Origin of the sequence: Streptomyces lusitanus, assembly GCF_042647945.1 — a bacterium.
Classification (GTDB): Bacteria; Actinomycetota; Actinomycetes; order Streptomycetales; family Streptomycetaceae; genus Streptomyces; species Streptomyces pseudogriseolus.
Genome location: NZ_JBHRWL010000002.1, coordinates 338,458 through 358,625, shown reverse-complemented (window position 1 = coordinate 358,625; position 20,168 = coordinate 338,458). Strand labels below are relative to the sequence as shown.

Annotated in this window: 18 protein-coding genes; 7 read left to right on the top strand and 11 right to left on the bottom strand. The window is 71.3% G+C overall.

The genetic code is table 11. The annotated features are described in order from the left end of the window. Positions 1-179: 179 nt before the first annotated feature. Positions 180-2,465 (bottom strand): transglycosylase domain-containing protein, encoded by a 2,286-nt coding sequence (locus ACFOSY_RS03065; RefSeq protein ID WP_394305148.1) that lies wholly within the window; start codon positions 2,463-2,465, stop codon positions 180-182. Between the two features lie 282 nt (positions 2,466-2,747). Between ACFOSY_RS03065 and ACFOSY_RS03060 the strand changes: the two genes are divergently transcribed. From ACFOSY_RS03060 to ACFOSY_RS03040, 5 genes are all read left to right on the top strand, one after another. Next, positions 2,748-3,683, top strand: a complete 936-nt coding sequence (locus ACFOSY_RS03060) for an SPFH domain-containing protein (protein WP_394305147.1) — start codon at positions 2,748-2,750, stop codon at positions 3,681-3,683. After that, a complete protein-coding gene (locus ACFOSY_RS03055; protein WP_006132065.1) occupies positions 3,680-3,973 on the top strand; it encodes a hypothetical protein in 294 nt (97 codons plus the stop codon). The genes ACFOSY_RS03060 and ACFOSY_RS03055 overlap by 4 nt, the downstream gene beginning before the upstream one ends. 158 nt (positions 3,974-4,131) lie before the next feature. Continuing rightward, entirely contained in the window at positions 4,132-4,656 is a 525-nt protein-coding gene (locus ACFOSY_RS03050) for a PadR family transcriptional regulator (RefSeq protein WP_394305146.1), read from the top strand. After that, positions 4,653-5,348 (top strand): ABC transporter ATP-binding protein, encoded by a 696-nt coding sequence (locus ACFOSY_RS03045; RefSeq protein WP_394305145.1) that lies wholly within the window; start codon positions 4,653-4,655, stop codon positions 5,346-5,348. The genes ACFOSY_RS03050 and ACFOSY_RS03045 overlap by 4 nt, the downstream gene beginning before the upstream one ends. Beyond that, complete coding sequence (locus ACFOSY_RS03040; RefSeq protein ID WP_394305144.1) at positions 5,345-7,726, top strand: ABC transporter permease; 2,382 nt, start codon at positions 5,345-5,347, stop codon at positions 7,724-7,726. The genes ACFOSY_RS03045 and ACFOSY_RS03040 overlap by 4 nt, the downstream gene beginning before the upstream one ends. A 14-nt stretch (positions 7,727-7,740) precedes the next feature. On the opposite strand, the gene ACFOSY_RS03035 is transcribed toward ACFOSY_RS03040, so the two are convergent. Continuing rightward, a complete protein-coding gene (locus ACFOSY_RS03035) occupies positions 7,741-8,703 on the bottom strand; it encodes a LysR substrate-binding domain-containing protein (protein ID WP_394305143.1) in 963 nt (320 codons plus the stop codon). Positions 8,704-8,836: 133 nt separating this feature from the next. On the opposite strand from ACFOSY_RS03035, the gene ACFOSY_RS03030 reads away from it, so the two are divergent. Further along, positions 8,837-9,391: a peroxiredoxin gene (locus ACFOSY_RS03030; RefSeq protein WP_006132071.1), complete on the top strand. Its 555-nt coding sequence runs from the start codon at positions 8,837-8,839 to the stop codon at positions 9,389-9,391. Positions 9,392-9,397: 6 nt separating this feature from the next. Next, positions 9,398-9,931: an alkyl hydroperoxide reductase gene (locus tag ACFOSY_RS03025; protein WP_394305142.1), complete on the top strand. Its 534-nt coding sequence runs from the start codon at positions 9,398-9,400 to the stop codon at positions 9,929-9,931. 91 nt (positions 9,932-10,022) lie between these two features. Here ACFOSY_RS03025 and ACFOSY_RS03020 read toward each other — a convergent pair whose 3' ends face one another. The 9 genes from ACFOSY_RS03020 to ACFOSY_RS02980 form a co-directional block, all read right to left on the bottom strand. After that, positions 10,023-11,384 carry an AI-2E family transporter gene (locus ACFOSY_RS03020; RefSeq protein WP_394305141.1) on the bottom strand — a complete coding sequence of 454 codons (1,362 nt, stop codon included), beginning with the start codon at positions 11,382-11,384 and terminating at the stop codon, positions 10,023-10,025. A gap of 158 nt (positions 11,385-11,542) precedes the next feature. After that, positions 11,543-12,241 (bottom strand): aggregation-promoting factor C-terminal-like domain-containing protein, encoded by a 699-nt coding sequence (locus ACFOSY_RS03015; RefSeq protein WP_394305140.1) that lies wholly within the window; start codon positions 12,239-12,241, stop codon positions 11,543-11,545. Positions 12,242-12,657: 416 nt separating this feature from the next. Further along, positions 12,658-13,983 (bottom strand): PhoH family protein, encoded by a 1,326-nt coding sequence (locus ACFOSY_RS03010; protein WP_394305139.1) that lies wholly within the window; start codon positions 13,981-13,983, stop codon positions 12,658-12,660. A gap of 411 nt (positions 13,984-14,394) precedes the next feature. Beyond that, positions 14,395-15,168 carry an isoprenyl transferase gene (locus ACFOSY_RS03005; RefSeq protein WP_394305138.1) on the bottom strand — a complete coding sequence of 258 codons (774 nt, stop codon included), beginning with the start codon at positions 15,166-15,168 and terminating at the stop codon, positions 14,395-14,397. A 171-nt stretch (positions 15,169-15,339) separates the two neighbouring features. Then, positions 15,340-15,996 (bottom strand): hypothetical protein, encoded by a 657-nt coding sequence (locus ACFOSY_RS03000; protein WP_394305137.1) that lies wholly within the window; start codon positions 15,994-15,996, stop codon positions 15,340-15,342. A 570-nt stretch (positions 15,997-16,566) separates the two neighbouring features. Continuing rightward, entirely contained in the window at positions 16,567-17,373 is an 807-nt protein-coding gene (locus ACFOSY_RS02995) for a class I SAM-dependent methyltransferase (protein WP_394305136.1), read from the bottom strand. Between the two features lie 71 nt (positions 17,374-17,444). Continuing rightward, positions 17,445-18,323: an LLM class flavin-dependent oxidoreductase gene (locus tag ACFOSY_RS02990; RefSeq protein WP_394305135.1), complete on the bottom strand. Its 879-nt coding sequence runs from the start codon at positions 18,321-18,323 to the stop codon at positions 17,445-17,447. Between the two features lie 72 nt (positions 18,324-18,395). Further along, positions 18,396-19,430, bottom strand: coding sequence for a hypothetical protein (locus tag ACFOSY_RS02985; RefSeq protein ID WP_394305134.1), 1,035 nt, complete (start codon positions 19,428-19,430; stop codon positions 18,396-18,398). After that, the gene (locus ACFOSY_RS02980) at positions 19,418-20,083 is read right to left on the bottom strand and encodes a hypothetical protein (protein ID WP_394305133.1); all 666 of its coding nucleotides are present in this window, start codon (positions 20,081-20,083) and stop codon (positions 19,418-19,420) included. Before ACFOSY_RS02980 ends, ACFOSY_RS02985 begins: the two co-directional genes overlap by 13 nt. Between the last annotated feature and the right edge of the window lie 85 nt (positions 20,084-20,168).

Here is a 20,168-nt window from a genome sequence, read left to right as displayed (position 1 = left end):
CCCTATGGGGCGCCCCCCGCCGTGCAGATTCGGCCCGACGGCGAGTGCGGGCCGCTCTGGGCTGCTCGCGCCGTTCCCCGCGCCCCTATGGGGCGCCCCCCGCCGTGCAGATTCGGCCCGACGGCGAGTGCGGGCCGCTCTGGGCTGCTCGCGCAGGTCCCCGCGCCCCTTTGGGGCGCTTATTCGCGGTCGTCGTTCAAGGGGTCGTCCGGGTCGCCTGGGATGTCGAAGGTGGGGGGTGGGGAGGTGGGGGGGTCGGTTGTCGGCGGGGATGTCGACGGGTCCGTCGGGGGTTCTGTCGTCTCCGGCGGGGACGTGGTTGTCGGCGGGGTCGACGTGGGGGGTTCCTCCGTCGTCGGCTCCTGGCTCGGGGTCTGGGACGGTGTCTCGGACGGGGACGGGCTCCGGGTGGGGGCCACGCCCGCGCCCTGCTCGGTCTCCAGGTCGAACTCGGCGACCTCGTCCATCACCCCGAAGGTGTACGCCGCCCAGATCTCGGCGGGGAAGCCGCCGCCGTTGACGCGGTGGTCGACGCCGCCGGCCTCGTACATCGGGACCTGCTTGCCGGTCTTGGCGTCCTCGCCGAACAGGCCGACGGAGGTGACCAGGCCGGGCGTGTAGCCGGTGAACCAGGCCGACCTGTTGTAGTCGGAGGTGCCGGTCTTGCCGGCGACCTGCTGGCCGTCGCGCAGCGGGTTGTCCCGCACGGACGCCCGGGCCGTGCCGTCGTCGACCACTCCGGTGAGGACCGAGGTGACCGTGTCGGCGGCGCGCCGGCTGATGACCGACTGGCCGATCGGGTCGGGCATCTCCAGGGTGCGGTCCTTGTGCTCGACCGACTTCACGATCGACGGCGTGACCTGCTTGCCGTGGTTGGCGAGGGTGGCGTAGACGCCGGCCATCTGCATCGGGCTGGCGCCCATGGTGCCCAGGGTCTGCGCCGGGAACGGGTCCAGGTTCTCGCTCATGCCGAGCGCGCCCGCGGTCTTCATCACTTCCGTCATGCCGACGTCGACGCCCATCTGCGCGAAGACGGAGTTGACGGACTTGTTCATCGCCTCCTGGACGGTGATGTCGCCGTAGTCCTGGTCGTCCTCGTTGGGCGGGGCGAAGCCGACCTTCTTGCCGTCCTCGACCACGGGGCGCTTGCTGTCGCCGTCGTAGATCGTGTCGGCCGTGATGGGCACGCCGTCCTGGGTCTCGGCGCCCCGGTCGACGGCCGCCGCGAGGATCACCGGCTTGAAGGTGGAGGCGGGCTGGTAGTCGGCGCGGGTGGCGTTGTTGGTGTAGTGCTTCACGTAGTCCACGCCGCCGTACATCGCCACGACCTTGCCGGTCTTGGGGTCGACGGAGACGGCGCCGGCCTGGACGTCGGCGTCGACGTCCCGCTTCTTCGGGTCGAGCTTGCTGGTGAGCCGGTCCTTGACCGCCTGCTCCAGCGCCTTCTGCTTCTTCTTGTCGATGTTCAGCGTGATGGTGTAGCCGCCGCGGTCCAGCAGCGCCTTGGCCTGTTCCATGTTCTCGGCGACGCCCTGCTCGACCATCTGCTGCTTGACCGCCGTGTTGGCCGCCTCGACCAGATAGCCGGTCTGGCCCTCCATGCCGGGGGCCGCCTTGGGCGCCTTGGGCACGGGGAACTTCATGGCGGCCCGCTCGCCGGCGTCCAGCCACTTCTGCTCGACCATGTTGTCCAGGACATAGTCCCAGCGTTCCTGGACGAGCTTCTTGCCCTTGTCGCTGGCGATCGCCCAGTCGTACTGGTTGGGCGCCTGGAGCAGCGCGGCGAGGTAGGCGCCCTGCTCGACGGTGAGGTCCTCGGCGTCGACGCGGTAGTAGGCCTGGGCGGCGGCCTGGATGCCGTAGGCGCCGCGGCCGTAGTAGCTGGTGTTGATGTACCCGGCGAGGATGTAGTCCTTCGACTTCTCCCGGTCCAGCTTCAGGGAGATGACCAGCTCCTTCAGCTTGCGGGAGACGGTCTGTTCCTGCGTCAGGTAGTAGTTCTTGACGTACTGCTGGGTGATCGTCGAGCCGCCCTGCGCGCCCTTGCCGGACAGGGTGTTGAGTACGCCGCGGGCGGTGCCCTTCAGGTCGACGCCGGAGTCCTTGTAGAACGTCTTGTTCTCGGCGGCGACGAACGTGCGCTGCACGGGCTTGGGGACCCGGGCCAGGTCGACGATCTCGCGGTTGCGGTCGCCGTCGCGGGCCATGAGCGTGCCGTCGCTGTACTCGTAGACGTTGCTCTGGAGCTCGGCGTCGGCGTTGCCCTCCGGGATGTCGATCATCATGTACAGCACGATGAAGGCGCCCATGCCCAGCAGGCAGAGGGTGAAGAAGGTGCCGAGGATCTTCTTCCAGGTGAACAGGCGGCGTATGCCGGTGCGGCCGCCCGCGGCGGCAGCGCGGCCCTTGGGTGCCGCACGGCGCCCGCCGCGCTGTCGTGCGCGTCTTTCATCCGCTCGTCCCATACGCCTGTTCCGCTCCGCTTCGTATCCGCTTCGTCTCTGTGTGCTCACGCGGCACACACGTTCGCCACTCAGGCCGGCTTGGCAAGCTAGCACCGGGAGCTATGACAAAGGGCTGCCGATCCGGCCTTTACGGACGTGACAATCAGCACCCACCCCAACGGAACCGACGTTCGAGAGGCGTACGAGGTTGCCATGGAGGGGTAATGTGATATCACTTAGCTAGAAGGTCGATAGACAGTGAACGCCGTGCGGGAACGCACGCGGAGAGACGGGGGCATCTTCATGACCACACACGACCCGCAGATCACGGCCGACGTGCCCGAGATGCCGGCGCCGCGCGTCCGGGAGATCCCGGCGCACAGCATCGGCGGCGGCCTCGCCCTGCTCCTCGGACTGCTCGGCCTGCTGGGCGGCGTGGCGATGTCGATCTCGGCCACGGCGGTGGAGGGCACGGGCGCGAAGGCCGGTCTGATCGTCGGCGGCATCGTCGTCGCGATCGCCGCGTTCCTGGCGATGTGCGGGCTGAACATGGTGGCGCCCGGCGAGGCGCGGGTGGTGCAGCTGTTCGGCCGCTACCGGGGCACCATCCGCAAGGACGGCCTGCGCTGGGTGAACCCGCTCACCTCCCGCACCAAGATCTCCACCCGGGTGCGCAACCACGAGACCGCGGTGCTGAAGGTGAACGACGCCTACGGCAACCCGATCGAGCTGGCCGCGGTCGTGGTGTGGCGGGTCGAGGACACCGCGCAGGCCACCTTCGAGGTGGACGACTACGTCGAGTTCGTCTCCACCCAGACCGAGGCGGCCGTGCGGCACATCGCCATCGAGTACCCCTACGACGCGCACGACGAGGACGACCTGTCGCTGCGCGGCAACGCCGAGGAGATCACCGAGAAGCTGGCGGTCGAACTGCACGCGCGCGTCGAGGCGGCCGGCGTGCAGATCATCGAGTCCCGCTTCACGCACCTCGCCTACGCCCCCGAGATCGCCTCGGCGATGCTCCAGCGGCAGCAGGCGGGCGCGGTCGTCGCGGCGCGGCAGCAGATCGTGGAGGGCGCCGTGGGTATGGTCGAGACCGCCCTGGCCCGCCTCCAGGAGCAGGACATCGTGGACCTCGACCCGGAACGGAAGGCGGCGATGGTGTCCAACCTGATGGTCGTGCTGTGCGGTGACCGCTCGGCGCAGCCGGTCCTCAACACCGGGACGCTCTACCAGTGACCGCGCCGTCCGAGGGCCCGTCCCCGCAGCGCCGGCCGCAGCGCAAGCAGGTGCTGCTGCGGCTGGACCCGGCGGTGTACGAGGCGCTGGCCCGCTGGGCGGGCGACGAGCTGCGGTCGGCGAACGCGCAGATCGAGTTCCTGCTGCGGCGCGCCCTCGCGGAGGCGGGCCGCCTCCCCGGCGGAGCGGGTCCGATCCCCCGCCGGGGCCGCCCGCCGGGCTCCGGGCCGCCACCGGGCGGCCGCCCGCCGTCCGGCCCCTCCCAGGGCGGGGCCCCGCCCGCCGACTGAACCGGCCCCCGTCGCCCGCGACGGGGGCCGGACGCGTGTCCGGACCTCGGTGACAGAACCGTGACAACGCCGCCTCACCTGGGGCGTCACAGCCGCACGCGGGATCTGCACACTCCGCGTATACATCCCGCGTATACACGGTGTGTAGAGTGCTCCGCATGTCCATCGGTCACACCCTCCTGGGACTCCTGGAGTCCGGCCCGCGCCACGGTTACGACCTCAAGCGGGCCTTCGACGAGAAGTTCGGTCACGACCGGCCGCTGCACTACGGCCAGGTCTACTCGACGATGTCCCGGCTGCTGAAGAACGGCCTCGTGGAGGTCGACGGCATCGAGGCCGGCGGCGGCCCCGAGCGCAAGCGCTACGCCATCACCGAGGCCGGCATCACCGATGTCGCCCGCTGGCTCGCCACGCCGGAGAAGCCCGAGCCGTACCTCCAGTCGACGCTCTACACCAAGGTCGTCCTCGCGCTCCTCACCCGGCGCGACGCCGCCGACATCCTCGACACCCAGCGCTCGGAGCACCTGCGCAGCATGCGCGTCCTCACCGACCGCAAGCGCAAGGGCGATCTCGCCGACCAGCTGATCTGCGACCACGCACTCTTCCACCTCGAGGCCGACCTGCGCTGGCTGGAACTGACCGCCGCGCGCCTCGACAAACTCCGTGAGGCGGTGGCCCGATGACCACGTCCGCACCTGCCGGTTCCCTGCTCGCCGCACGGGACCTGCACAAGACCTACGGCCCGACCAAGGCGCTCGACGGGGCCGCGTTCTCCATCCACCCGGGTGAGGTCGTCGCCGTGATGGGCCCCTCCGGCTCCGGCAAGTCCACCCTGCTGCACTGCCTCGCCGGGATCGTCACGCCCGACGCCGGCTCCATCACGTACAACGGCCGCGAGCTGACCGCGATGAACGACTCCGAGCGCAGCGCCCTGCGCCGCTCCGAGTTCGGCTTCGTGTTCCAGTTCGGCCAGCTGGTGCCGGAGCTGACCTGCGTGGAGAACGTCGCGCTGCCGCTGCGGCTGAACGGCACCCCGCGCAAGGAGGCCGAGCGCACCGCCCTGTCCTGGATGGAGCGCCTGGAGGTCGACGACGTGCGCGGGAAGCGGCCCGGCGAGGTGTCCGGCGGTCAGGGCCAGCGGGTCGCGGTGGCCCGCGCGCTGGTCACCGGACCGCGCGTGGTGTTCGCCGACGAGCCGACGGGCGCGCTGGACTCGCTGAACGGCGAGCGCGTGATGGAGCTGCTCACCGAGGCCGCCCGCTCCGCCAACGCGGCGGTCGTCCTCGTCACGCACGAGGCGCGGGTCGCCGCGTACTCCGACCGCGAGATCGTCGTCCGGGACGGCAAGGCGCGCGACATGGAGCGCGTCGTATGAGCGCCCGATGGGGGCACCGCCCTGCTCGAGCGGAGTCGAGAGCTTGGGGGAGGGCGCGCGACCTGACCCTGGGCGCCCGGTTCGCCGTCACCGGCGGCCGGGAGGGCTGGACGCGGGCGCTGCTCACCGCCGTCGGCGTGGGGCTGGGGGTGGCGCTGCTGCTGCTCACCACGGCCGTGCCGAACCTGCTCGACGGACGCGACCGGCGGGAGGCCGCACGCCAGGACAGCCCGTACGCCGAGGACACGCTGCGTCCCTCGGACGACACGCTGCTCATCGCGCACGCCAACAGCGACTTCAGGGACCGCGACCTGCGCGGCCGCCTGGTGGAGCCGGAGGGTCCGAAGGCCCCGGTGCCGCCGGGGGTGAGCGCACTGCCGAAGCCGGGCACGATGGTGGTCTCCCCCGCCCTGAAGGAGCTCCTCGCCTCCGACGAGGGCGCGCTGCTGCGGGAGCGGCTGCCGTACGACATCGTGGGCACCATCGGCGAGACGGGACTGATCGGCTCCCAGGAACTCGCCTGGTACGCGGGCGGCACCGGGCTCGCCGAGCGGCTGGACAGTCCGACGGTCATGCGGATCGAGGCCTTCGGCGAGACCCAGCAGAACCCCACCGAGCCGCTGGACCCGGTGCTCATGATGCTGACGCTGGTCATCTTCGTGGTGCTGCTGGTGCCGGTCGGCGTGTTCATCGCCACCGCCGTGCGGTTCGGCGGCGAGCGGCGCGACCGCCGGCTCGCCGCGCTGCGGCTGGTCGGCTCCGACAGCCGGATGACCCGCAGGATCGCCGCGGGCGAGGCGCTCGCCGGCGCGGTGCTCGGGCTGGGGTTCGGCACCCTGTTCTTCCTGGCCGGGCGTGAGTTCGCGGGGTCCGTCGACGTGTTCCGCGTCAGCGTCTTCCCCAGCGACCTCGACCCGTCGCCGCTGCTGGCGCTGCTGGTCGCGGTCGCGGTCCCGGCGGCCGCGGTGCTGGTCACCCTGATCGCGCTGCGCGGCGTGGTCATCGAGCCGCTGGGCGTGGTCCGCACGGCGCGGCCGGCCCGCCGCCGGCTGTGGTGGCGGCTGCTGCTGCCGCTCGCCGGTGTCGCCATGCTCGTGCCGATGACCGGCCAGGGCCGTGACAACGGCGACTTCAACCAGTACCTGGTCGTCGGCGGTGTGATGTGCCTCCTCGTCGGGGTCACCGCGCTGCTGCCGTGGATCGTGGAGACGGTCGTCGCCCGGCTCGGCGCGGGCGGCCTGTCCTGGCAGCTCGCCGTGCGCCGGCTCCAGCTGAGCAGCGGCACGGCGGCCCGCATGGTGAACGGCATCGCCGTGGCCGTGGCCGGCGCGATCGCCCTCCAGATGCTGTTCGCCGGCGTGGACGGCCAGTACACCCGCGACACGGGACAGGACACATCCCGCGCGCAGATGCAGGTCGACCTGCCCGACGGCGTCCCGGCGGCGCGGGCCGCGGCGAAGTTCGAGCAGACCGACGGCGTGCGCGGCGTCAACGCGCTCTCCTCCGTCTACGCGTACGAGAGGCCCGCCGACTCGGAGGACACGGGCCGCGGGGCGGAGCTGACCGTCGGCGACTGCGACGCCCTGCGCCTGCTGGCGAGGCTGACCGGCTGCGCGGACGGTGACGTCTTCATGCTGACCGGCGCCGACTACGACACGGACACACCGGTCCTGAACAAGCCGGGCCGCGCCCTGCACCTGGAGCAGGGCCAGGCGGCCGGCAGGCAGGAGGACGCCGTCTGGACCGTCCCGCCCGTCGTGAAGCGCGCCGCCGCCGTGAAGGACCCCACCGGGATGCTGAACAGCGGGTTCCTGCTGACGCCGGGCGCCGTCACCCCCGAGGTGTCGGAGCGGCTGTCCGGGAGGCTGTGGCTCGCCGTCGACGAGTCGGTGCCCGACGTGCAGGAGCGTGTGCGCAACACGGCCGCCGCCGTCGACCCGCTGGCCCACGCGTCCACCTGGGCCGCCACCGAGCGCACCACCCGGTTCGACTCCATCCGCACCGGCCTGTTCGTCGGGGCCACCGCCGTGCTGGCGCTCATCGGGGTGAGCCTGCTGGTCTCGCAGCTCGAACAGCTGCGGGAGCGCCGCAAGCTGCTGTCGGCGCTGGTCGCCTTCGGCACCCGGCGCCGCACGCTGAGCCTGTCGGTGCTGTGGCAGACGGCGATCCCGATCGGCCTGGGCCTCGCGCTCTCCACCCTGGTGGGCACGGTCCTCGGGGTGGTGCTGCTGCGGATGACCGCGACACCGGTCCAGGTGGACTGGGGCAGCGTGCTCGGGATGGCGGGCGTCGGCGCGGGCGTGGTCGCCCTGGTCACGCTGCTCAGCCTGCCGCCGCTGCTGCGGATGATGCGCCCGGACGGCCTCCGCACGGAGTGACGCCGCGGGGGCGTTCAGCCCCCGGAGGGCGTCCCGTCCTCCACCGTGCGGACCGGCAGGGCGCGCATCGCCTCGCGCAGCGCCGCCGCCAGCTGTCCGTACTCCGTCGCCCTCGCCGCGCCCGTGCGCATGGCGAGGGCGATGCGGCGTTTCGGGGCGGGGTCGGCGAAGCGCGCGGTGAGGAGGCGGTCGGCGCGGCTGGTCTCCACCTCGACGGCGGTGCGCGGCAGCAGCGTGACGCCGAGTCCGCCCGCCACGAGCTGCACCAGCGTGGACAGTCCGGCCGCCGTGGTGGTGGCCGCCACCCCCGCGCTGCCGGCCTCCCGGCAGATGTCGAGGGCCTGGTCGCGCAGGCAGTGGCCCTCGTCGAGCAGCAGCAGGTTCAGCTCGCGCAGCACCGTGCGGGGTATGCCGTCGCGCCCGCCGAGCCGGTGGCCCGGCGGGGTGACCAGCACGAAGTCCTCGTCGAACAGCGGCAGTTCGGTGACGCCGGCGACCCCCAGCGGCACCGCGAGCAGCAGCAGGTCGAGCCGGCCCGCGGCCAGCCCGTCGAGCAGGCTCGCGGTGTGCTCCTCGTGCACCTGGAGGTCGAGGCGCGGATAGCGGTCGTGGACCAGCCGCAGCACCGTCGGCAGCAGGTACGGTGCGACGGTCGGGATGACGCCGAGCCGCAGCACCCCGGTGAACGGCGCCCGCAGCGCGTCCGCCTCCTCCATGAGCGCGCCGACCTCCGTGAGCACGGACTTGGCGCGGGCGGCGAGCTGTTCCCCGGCCGGGGTGAGCAGCACCCTGCGCGTCGTACGCTCCACGAGCGTCACGCCGAGTGTCTCCTCCAGCGCGGACAGCGCCCCGGACAGCGCCGGCTGGCTCATGCCCAGGGCCGCGGCGGCGTCGCGGAAGTGCAGGTGCTCGGCCACCGCCGCGAACGCCCGCAGCTGGGCCAGGCTCGGCTGCCTGCGCCGGTCACCGACAGTCACTGATAGGTCCCTCCGATCAACCCGACCGAGTGTAGCTATTTCACTGATCAATGCACTCTGTGCCAACATCAACCAGGTCCAACCCATGGGAAACACCCGCAATCGGGGTGTTTCTTCGCTGCAAGGAGAGCGTGTGCTCACTGTCGGTGACAAGTTCCCCGAGTTCGAACTGACCGCCTGCGTCTCGCTGGAGAAGGGCAAGGAGTTCGAGACGATCGACCACAAGACCTACGAAGGCAAGTGGAAGGTCGTGTTCGCGTGGCCCAAGGACTTCACCTTCGTGTGCCCGACCGAGATCGCCGCCTTCGGCAAGCTGAACGACGAGTTCGCCGACCGCGACGCCCAGGTCCTCGGCTTCTCCGGTGACTCGGAGTTCGTCCACCACGCCTGGCGCAAGGACCACGAGGACCTGCGCGACCTGCCGTTCCCGATGATGGCGGACCCGAAGCACGAGCTGATGCGCGACCTCGGCATCGAGGGCGAGGACGGCTACGCCAAGCGCGCCGTGTTCATCGTGGACCAGAACAACGAGATCCAGTTCTCCATGGTGACCGCCGGCTCCGTCGGCCGTAACCCGAAGGAGGTCCTGCGGGTCCTGGACGCCCTCCAGACCGACGAGCTCTGCCCGTGCAACTGGTCCAAGGGCGACGAGACCCTGGACCCGGTCGCGCTGCTGGCCGGGGAGTGAGCTGACATGTCGCTCGACTCCCTGAAGTCCCGCATACCGGACTACGCCAAGGACCTGAAGCTCAACCTGGGTTCGGTCATCGGCAACTCCGACCTGCCCGCCCAGCAGCTCTGGGGCACGGTGCTGGCGACCGCGATCGCCTCGCGCTCGTCCATCGTGCTGCGCGAGCTGGAGCCGGAGGCTAAGGCGAACCTGTCGCCCGAGGCGTACACGGCCGCCAAGGCCGCCGCCGCGGTGATGGCGATGAACAACGTCTTCTACCGCACCCGCCACCTGCTGTCGGACCACGAGTACGGCAACCTGCGGGCCGGTCTGCGGATGAACGTCATCGGCAACCCGGGCGTCGACAAGGTCGACTTCGAGTACTGGTCCTTCGCGGTGTCCGCGGTCAACGGCTGCGGCATGTGCCTCGACTCGCACGAGCAGGTGCTGCGCAAGGCCGGCCTGGACCGTGACGTCATCCAGGAGGCGTTCAAGATCGCCGCGGTGGTGCAGGCCGTCGCCGCTACCCTCGACGCCGAGGCGGCGCTCGCGGAGTGACTCCGCGCCCGTGCCGTCACTGTACGGGCCCGTCCACCCCCGGGGTGGACGGGCCCGTCACCGTTTCCACGCGCCGCGCGACGCCCTTCGCCTACTCCTCGCCGGTGTCCCCCGGCCGCTTCTCCGTCTCCGGTGCCGGTGACGCCGGAGGCGGGGCGTCCGGGGCCGACATGGCCGTGGCGCCCCGGGGGCGCGGGGACTGGGCGAGGGCCGCCTCGTGGGAGTACGACCGCAGGTAGCCGACGACGGTGTTGGAGACCGCGACCAGCGGCACCGCGACCACCGCGCCCCCGATGCCCGCCACGAGTCCGCCGGAGGCCACGGCCAGCACCACCGCGAGCGGATGCACCCGCACCGCACGCCCGAGGATGAACGGCTGGAGGATGTGGCCCTCGATCTGCTGGACCGCCAGCACCACCACGAGCACCATCACACCGGTGAACACGCCCTGGGTGACCAGCCCGACGACCACGGCCAGCGCGCCGGACACCACCGCGCCGACGAGCGGGATGAACGAGAACAGGAAGATGAAGACGGCGAGCGGCACCGCCAGCGGCACGTCGAGGAAGTAGATGCCGAGGCCGATGAAGATGGCGTCGATCAGCGCCACCACCACCGTGCCCCGCACGTACGCGGTGAGCGTGCGCCACGCGACCGGGCCGGCGCCGGCGACGCCCGGACGGGCCGCGGCCGGGACCAGCTTGAGCGACCACTGCCAGATCCGCTTGCCGTCGTAGAGCAGGAACAGCGTCGAGAAGACCGCCAGCAGGATGCCGGTGAGCGCCTCGACCACGACGGTCACGCCCTCCAGGCCCGCCGAGGTGATCTGCTCGGTGTTGGCGCCGACCGCCTCGCGCAGGTTCTTGGCGATCTCGTTGATCTGCTTGTCGGTGACGTGGAACGGGCTGTTGAGCAGCCAGTTGCGCAGTTCGTCGATGCCGTCCTGGATCTGGTCGGCGAGGGTGTCGACGTTCTCCATGACCTGCCAGGTCACGAACCAGCCGATGAGCCCCATCACGACGAAGCCGAACAGCGCGGTCAGCACGGTGGCCGGTCCGCGCGGCACGCCGATCCGCCGCAGCCGGGCGACGGTGGGCTGGAGCAGCGCGGTGATGAGCAGCGAGGCGACGAACGCCAGCACCACCAGCTGGACGGCGCTGATGATGCGCATCAGCACCCAGACGGTGCCCGCGAGCACCAGCAGCCGCCAGCCGGCCTCGGCGGCGACCCTGACGCCCCAGGGCACGGCCTGCGCCGGGTCGGGGCGCGCCGGGAGGACGACCTGGGTGTACTCGGGCGGGGGGTGCGGCCGGTCGGGGTCGGCGGTGCGGCGTGACGGGTCGTCGTCCGGCCCCTCGTCACGCGTGACTTCGGCGCGGCGCTCCTCCAGCCGTTTGCCGACCTTCGTCAGTCCGGCTCCGACCCGGTCGAGCCACCCTGGCAGTCGCGACATGATCCGTCCTCTTCCCCCGATTCTCCCCACCAGTCCCCCTGGAGCCGTCGGTCAGACGGTACATGGCGAAAGCCCCGCACCGTAGGACGGTGCGGGGCTGCGCCGGAGTCGAGCGCGCCGCGGAGGCGGCGAGGCGGTCCGAAGACCTGGGCCCGGCCCTAGTACCAGTTGTTGGCCTGCCAGAACTCCCAGGCGCCGCACGGGCTGCCGTAGCGGCTGTCCATGTAGTTGAGGCCCCACTTGATCTGGGTGGCCGGGTTGGTCTGCCAGTCGGCGCCGGCGGAGGCCATCTTGGAGCCCGGCAGGGCCTGCACGAGGCCGTAGGCGCCGGAGGAGGGGTTGGAGGCCTGGTAGTTCCAGCTGGACTCGTGGTCCACGATGTTGCTGAAGCACTGGAACTGGTCGGCGGGCACCATCTGGCGCGCGATGGCCTGGACGTCGGCGACCGAGTAGGAGGCCTGGACCGTGAAGGAGGACGCGTCACGCGCGGCGGAGCGGCTGGCGGCCTCCTCGGCCTCCTCGCGCTCCTTGGCCTCCTGCTCGGCCTTCTCGGCTTCCTTCTTCTTCGCGATCGCGGTCTCGGCGGCGGCCTTGCGGGCTGCCTCCTCCGCGTCCTTCTTGGCGGTCGCGTCCGCGGCGATGGCCATCGTCTGGGCCTGCTGCGTCAACGACGCGGTCTGCACCTGCGCCTGCTGCCCCGCGGGGATGTCCGCGAGCAGTGTGGTGCCGGCTGCCGTCGCTTCGGCGTCGTTGTTCTGCGCTGCGGTGCTGCCCGAGGCAACGCCGACGACGCTTCCGACAGCGGTGACCGCCGTGGCCGAGGCCACTGCGAATCCCCGGACCGAGATCCGGCTCACACGGTTTCCTTCCAGCATCGCCCGCTTCGGTGACCCTCGCGGACGCAATCGTGCCCCTGACACTGGCCTCCCCAACTACGGGTCACGGGAGGCTCGGGCCCGGTGGGCAACTCCTTCGGCAGGAGCGCCGCGTGGTGCTCGGGCGGCATACGACGGCGGTATGGAATTGGGAGGTCCTGCTGGGGCGCCGCACCGCTGGGGGTGCAGCTGTGTCGTATGCGGGGCCTGACAGGAGTGAGACTCTGCCGTAACCAAGCGGCGCAAGGCAATTCTCTGTTGCGTGTGAAAGCTCACATGTCGTTTGGCCCCAGCGTTCACCGGAAAGCCGCACACGCGCCGACGCCGCCCGGCTAGGCTCTACGCCTTTCCGGACGGCGCCAACTCCTGCGTAACCGACCCCTGTTGGGACGCGAGGGTCAGATGTGACCGTCTTCGAGCATTTCGGTCACAAGGGCCGCGATCTGGGACCTCTCGGACCGGTTCAGGGTCACGTGGGCGAACAGGGGATGCCCTTTCAGCTTCTCGACGACGGCGACCACACCGTCGTACCGGCCGACCCTCAGATTGTCCCGCTGCGCCACGTCGTGCGTCAGGACGACCCGGGAATTGGCCCCGATCCGGGACAGAACGGTCAGCAGGACGTTCCGCTCGAGGGACTGGGCCTCGTCCACGATGACGAACGCGTCGTGCAGCGAGCGGCCCCGGATGTGGGTGAGCGGCAGGACCTCCAGCATGCCGCGCGCGGTGACCTCCTCGATGACCTCCCGGCTGGTGACCGCCGACAGCGTGTCGAACACGGCCTGCGCCCAGGGGCTCATCTTCTCGGCCTCGGTGCCGGGCAGATAGCCCAGCTCCTGCCCGCCCACCGCGTACAGCGGGCGGAAGACCATCACCTTCTGGTGCTGCCGCCGCTCCAGCACGGCCTCCAGACCCGCGCACAGCGCGAGCGCGGACTTGCCGGTGCCGGCCCGGCCGCCCATGGACACGATCCCGACGTCCGGGTCGAGCAGCAGGTCGAGCGCGATCCGCTGCTCGGCGCTGCGGCCCTTGATGCCGAACGCCTCCCGGTCGCCGCGCACCAGGCGGACGCCGCCCTCCGGGGTGACCCGGCCGAGCGCCTTGCCGCGCTCGGACTGGATGGTCAGCCCGGTGTGCACGGGCAGGCCGGCCGCCTCGGGCACATATACGTGGCCTTCCTCGAAGAGGATGTCCACCTGCTCGCCGGGCAGGGTCAGTTCGGACATGCCGGTCCAGCCGGAGGAGTCCGTGATGGCGAGCTCCGCGCGGTACTCCTCGGCGAGGAGACCGACCGAGGACGCCTTGATCCTGAGCGGGAGGTCCTTCGAGACGACGGTGACGTCGAACCCCTCCGCCTGGAGATTCCGGGCGACCGCGAGGATGCGCGAGTCGTTGTCCCCCAGGCGGTAGCCGCTGGGCAGCACGCTGGGGTCCGAGTGGTTGAGCTCGACCCGCAGGGTCCCGCCGAGCTCCCCGGTCGGGATGGGGGCGTCGAGACGGCCGTACCGCACCCGGTAGTCGTCCAGCAGGCGCAGGGCCTGGCGGGCGAAGTAGCCGAGCTCGGGATGGTTCCGCTTGGCCTCCAGCTCGGTCACCACGACGACGGGGAGCACGACCTCGTGCTCGTCGAAGCGGCTCGGGGCATGGGGGTCGGCCAGCAGGACGCTGGTGTCGAGAACGTAGGTGCGCCGGTCTGGCTTGTGGCGCTTTGCGCTGGTCACCACGGAAGGACGAACCCCCTCGGATGAGGTCGGGGAGCGACGAGGCGGAGCTGGACCGGTCGACGGCCGCGATGCACAGCGGGCCGAGAACCGGCCCTCCGCCGCTGCTTCCGTGCCGTGACCGCACGGTCGGGCTGGTGCAAAGGGCCTCCCGGGCGGACGGCTCCCGTGCCGTCCGCTGAGATCCGACACCCGTGGTTCGGGCGTCGACCTGACTCAGTTATGCCCTCGAACAAGCGGTGCCATGCCACGGCGCGTGACGGCGCGCCGGTGAACGGCGGGTGACGCACGGTGACCCAAGGGGGGTGCGGGAGGGGTGTGGAGGTGCGGCGGGGGCGAATCGCGCGCGTTTGTGGGGATGCGCGGGCATGCGCGGGGAGGGAGCCCGTGTCGTGCGGGGAGGAGGCTCGGCGGTCAGCCGCCGAAGCGACGGTGGCGGGCCGCGTAGTCGCGCAGCGCGCGCAGGAAGTCCACCTTGCGGAAGGCCGGCCAGAAGACCTCGCAGAAGTAGTACTCCGAGTGGGCCGTCTGCCACAGCATGAATCCGGACAGCCGCTGCTCGCCGCTGGTGCGGATGACGAGGTCCGGGTCGGGCTGCGCCTTGGTGTAGAGGTGACGTCCGATCATGTCGACGTCCACCGACTCGGCGAGCTCCTCCATCGCGACGCCCCTGTCGTGGGCCTCCAGCAGCATGGAGCGCACGGCGTCGGCGATCTCCTGGCGCCCGCCGTACCCGATGGCCACGTTGACGACTATTCCGTCGACGTGCGCGGTGGCCTCCTCGGCCTCCTTGAGGACGGTCTGCATCCCGGAGGGCAGAAGGTCGAGGGTGCCCACGTGGTGGACGCGCCAGCGGCCGTCGGCGGCGAGGGTACGCACGGTGTCCTCGATGATGCCGAGGAGCGGGACGAGTTCCTCCTTGGGCCGGTCGAAGTTGTCCGTCGACAGCAGCCACAGGGTGACCACCTCGACGTCCGTCTCGGCGCACCAGCCGAGGAACTCCTCGATCTTCTCGGCGCCGGCCCGGTGACCGTGCACCGTGGTGGAGCCCGCGGCCTTCGCCCAGCGGCGGTTGCCGTCCATGATGACGCCGATGTGCTTCGGCACCTGAGCGGTGTCCAGGTGGCCTTCCACCCGGCGCGCGTACAGCCTGACCAACAGGCTCCGCAGCTTGTCGCGCAGGTTCACGTGATCGTCAGCCCCTCCGTACGGATCGGACAGGCGCGGCACCCCGCCGCGTCACGCGGCAAGCGGCCCGGTCTCGGCCGCGGGCGGTCCCTGCCCGTATGGCGGTCCCCAGAGGCGAAGCGTACCCCCGCCGGGGCGGGGGTCCCCAACGTCCGGTCTGGCGCGCTTTTGTCAGCTGTACTGCGGTGGCACGCCGTTTGCGCGCTGCCGCCGGAACCACTGCTTCGCGGGTTCGCGGCAGAGCAGCACCAGGACGGCGATCCCGGTACCGAGCGGAACGATGCCGAGCGGGACGCCCCGGGCGGTACCGCTGAGCGCGAAGAGAATCTGCAGGGAGGCCAGCACGATCGAGGCCACGCGCACACCGTTCCCCGCCTTCGGGAAGCGGAACGCCAGCACGAACAGCACGGCGGGCATGAGGTAGCCGCTGAAGAAGCGCCCCGCCGCCTCGGCGCCCTCGCCTGCGGCGACCAGGACGGTCAGCAGGACGCCGATCCCGAACGTCGCGAACATCACGATCTGCGCGGCACGGACGGGTCCGGGCATGCCGACGGGCACGGCGGGCGGGGGGTAGGGCGCGGCGCCGGGCCATCCGTGGGGCTGGCCGTAGGGGGGCTGCCCGTAGGGGGACTGGCCGTACGGGGGCTGCCCGTAGGGGGCCTGGCCGTACGGGGGCTGCCCATAAGGGGCCTGCCCGTACGGGGGCTGGGCGCCGGGCTGCCCGTAGGGGGACTGCTGCCCGTACGGCGGCTGGGCGGGCGGCGGGCCGTACGGACCCGGGCCGCCGGGAGGCTGCTGAGGGAACGGTGTCGGATGGTCGTTCGACATGCCGCGACTCTAGCCAGCGGGCCGCGCGTGACGGCGGGCGCGTGGCGCGGAGTCGAGTGGCGAGTGGCGGGCGGCGCGGAGTCGAGTGGCGAGTGGCGCAGACTGGCGGGCACAAAAAACGGGCCGGTCCGTGGGGGGGGAGACGGACCGGCCCGAGGGGGGGTTTCCACCATAACCCTTCGTAAGTGATGCTGCGTGCATCGACGCGACACAACTACTCTCCGGAATCGTCCGGCGACGCCCGGATGTCCTCGGAGGGGCCGATTCAGGGGGTCTTCCTGGCCGGAACCCGGCGAAATCGTGCGAGAGAAGAGCGGTGAGGGGACTCTGTGCACGGTGTGACACCAACCCTGCACCATTCCGGCCACTCTTCCGGCCGTCCCCCCGACGGGTGACCCCGCCCAAGGCTCCGCCTTGACCGTACGGCGGGCTCGAAGTCCGAGGCACCGCGCAGCCCCCTCCACTGCGCGGTGACCCTTCCGCGCAGCTTTGCTCGCGCGAATCAACTTGGTCCGAACCTAAGTGATGCATCGCCGCCGAAACCAGCCCTCACCCATAACGATGCGGACACTACGCGCGTTGCGCGTGGGGCCTACGGGCCTCGACGAGGTGACGTGAGCTGTGGGCCACGAACGGCCCTTCCGCCTCGATCCGCTCGTGCAGCTCCCGCAGCCGCGGCCGGTACGCCTCGACGGTGAAGCCGGGAACCATCCAGATCACCTTCCGCAGGAAGTGCACTACCGCGGCGATGTCGAAGAACTCCATGCGCAGCCGCTCGGCCCGCAGCTCCACGATCTCCAGCCCGGCCGCCTCGGCGTCCCGCCGCTCACGGTCGGGATGGCGGGCCTGCCGCCGCTGCGCCGGCTGCGGGCCGAGGAAGTACTCGACGACCTCGTAGGCGCTGGCGGGTCCGACATGCTGGGCTAGGTACGTGCCCCCGGGCCTGAGGACGCGTGCGATCTCACGCCAGTGCGGCCGGACGGGGTGCCGGCTGGTGACGAGGGCGAAGGAGCCGTCCGCGAAGGGCAGCGGGGCGTCCTCGGCGGACGCGACGACGGTGACGCCGCGGGGCCGCAGCAGTTCCCCGGCCTTGCGGACGTTGGGCGGCCAGCCCTCGGTGGCGACGACGAGCGGGGGCCGCCGGGACGCGCGGGACAGGGCGAAGTCCAGGACCTCCCCTCCCCCGCTCTGGACGTCGAGCACGGGCCCGTCGACCGCGCCCAGCCGGCCGGCGACGGTGGTGGCGTACCCCCAGGAGGGCCGGGCCTCGGTGGCGCGTCCTTCGAACCAGGAGAAGTCCCACCCCTCGGTGGGCACGGAGGCGCCTTCGGTGAGGAGTTCGTCGAACGCGCGGGGCCGGGGTTGCCGCTGGGTCATGCGGCGAGGATGCCGGAGGGCGGGGCGAGTCGTCGCGTGCTTTTCTCCCGCCCCGCACAGGGTGGCGGGGTTCAGGGGAGGAGCGGCCGTACCTCCTCGGCGGCGAAGCGTACGAAGCCCTCGGGGTCGGGTTCGTCGGCGGTCGGCTGGAGGACGACCGTGTCGGCGCCGGCCTCGGCCAGCCGCCGCACGGCGTCGGCGACGGCGTGGGCGTCCCCGGCGACCCCGAGGTCGGCGTCGGCGTCGTGCCCCTCGGCGGTCAGCTCGGCCCGCAGCCGCTCGCGCGCCCCGTCGCCGGTCGCGGTCAGCAGGTAGACGACGACCCGGTGGCCGTCGGGGTCACGCCCCGCCGCGACGCGGCCCTCCCGGATGAGCCCGCACCACTGCCGGACGCCGTCGGCGGAGGTGTCGGCGGTGAGGATGGTGCCGTCGGCGGCCTCCCCGGTCAGCCGCACGGTGCGGGGGCCCATGCCGCCGGCCAGGACCTCGACGGGGCCGGACGGGGGCCAGTCGAGCGCGACGCCGTCGAGGCTCACGTAGCGGCCCTTGGTCGTGACCGTCTCACCGGCCAGCAGGGCACGCAGGGCGAGGAGATGCTCCCGCAGCAGGGTGAGGGGCGACCCGACGCGCGCGCCGACCTGCCCCATCCAGTCCTGCACGCCGTGCCCGACGCCGAGGATCGGACGGCCGGGGAACATCCGGTGCAGGGAGGCGGCCTCCATGGCGGTGACGGCGACGTTCCGCAGGGGGACGGGCAGCAGCCCGATGCCGACGCGCATGCGCTCGCTCCAGGCGAGGGCGGCGGCGCCGGTGGAGATGCCGCCCTCCCGGAAACAGTCCTCCCACAGCCAGAGCTCCTCGAGCCCGGCCGCGTCGGCCGCCCGCACGACGGAGCGCAGCCGCTCGGGGGCGAGCTGGGGGCGGAACACAGCACCGAGTGTCGTCGTCATGCGGGTGTACCTACCCACGTCCGCCCGCCCCGGCAAACCCGTGCCGGGGCGGGCGGAGCCGTGTGCGGACGGCTAGCGGTTGACGGCCTGGATCTCCTGGACGACGACGTCCTGCGTCGCTCCGAACTCACCGTCCGGCAGGTCGCCGCCCGTGCCGTCGGAGCCGGTCCAGTGGACCTCCCACGTGACGGTCGCCTGGAGCGGGAAGGTGCCGTCGCCCGAGGAGCGCAAATACTGCACCCCGCACGGCGGCGTCCGGTTCGCCTTGCCCTTGGCGTAGGGCTCGCCGATACGGCCGTTGTTGATCTCGCAGACTCCGGAGGCGGGGTAGGTCTCCGCGTCCGGGGTGCCGGGCTGGATCTTCAGCGAGACCGGCTCCGCCGTGGCCGTCGCGGAGATACCGATCTCCGGCACGGAGGCGGTCACCGAGACCGGCCGGAACTGCGCGCCGTCCAGCCACGCCCAGGTCGGCAGGTTCACCTTGGTCGCCTGGGCGGGCGCGAGGGTGACCTCCGTGCCGGGGACGCGGATCTCGGAGTAGGCGAGTTCGGCGAGGATCTCGGGCGTGACGGCGTTCTCGACGTCCGCGGGCGGCGGGTCGCCCTGGTCCACCCAGAAGTAGTCCTTCGTGCAGGAGTCCCATCCCGGCGGGAAGCTCTTGTTCACGTACGAGCCCCACCAGTAGCCCTTGCCGGACTTGTGCTTGTTGAAGTCCTTCTCGGGGTCGTCGGGGTTCGTGTACTTCTCCCGCTGCTCGTTGTCCCACTCGTGCCCCGTCGACCCGGCCTCCCAGATGGGCTCCAGGTACGCCTGCAACTCCTCCGGGGAGTACTTGGGCGCGTACCAGCAGGGCGGAGGCGACCACGAGGTGCTCGACGTGAGCCCGCCGACCTTCCCGCCCTTGCCGTTCTTGGAGTGGTCGAAGCGGACGCCTCCGGCGGAGACGGAGAGGGTGCCGTCGTCGTTGAGGTTGGCGCTGTTGTCGGTGCTGTCCCGAGTACCGTCGCCGCCCCGGCCGCCGGCGAACGCAGGCGGGGCGGCCAGCAGGGCCACGCTGGCGAGAGCGACGAATGTCGCGACCCGTACATACCTTCCTATGGCTGGCACGTCTTGCTCCCCCGGTCCGACGCGATGTCTGTGGTCTGCCAAACGCCATCGGCGTTCTTGACGAGCTTGGTGTGATAGAGCACGTAACTGTCCGCCGTGGTCGGCGTGTTCTCGACCTTGCCGGTCTTCTTGTCCTTGAGGAACGACTTGCTTTCGTCCGAGCAATAGGTGACGTAGGCCCCGTCGGAGCCGGACAGCTTCACCTCGTAGTCGTGGTACCGGGTCTCCCCGACCCACGTGTGATTCTTCTTGAGGTACCCGTTCACGAAGGTGATGGAGGCGCTCAACGCACGGTCGGTGTTGTAGAAGCCGAGGGCCTCGGTGTCCGTGCTGCCCTTGAAAATCGACTCATCCACGGAGTTGACGCCCAGAGTGCTGTCGAGAAGCACGGCGTCCTTGACCGCGTCCCCGGTCTTCTCGTACTCGAAGACGTTCTTGGCGTCGGCCGGGAAAGTGATCTTCGGGCGTCCGTCCGATGCGGGAGCGGACTCGCTCGGGGCCGGCGAGGCCGACTTCTTGCCGCCCGTGTCGGCCCCCGCGATCGTGTCCTTGTCCTTCGCAGGAGTGTCGTCGTCGCTTCCGCACGCGGACAGCGTCAACGCCGCGGCGGCGGTCAGCGCAAGCGCTGCGAGCAGGGTGGGACGGCGGTTCACAGTCGGCTCCCGGTGGGGCGAGGCGTCACATCAGCGCGCCAACGCTACCCAGCGCGCACAGTGCGACACCAGAGCGAATGGACCA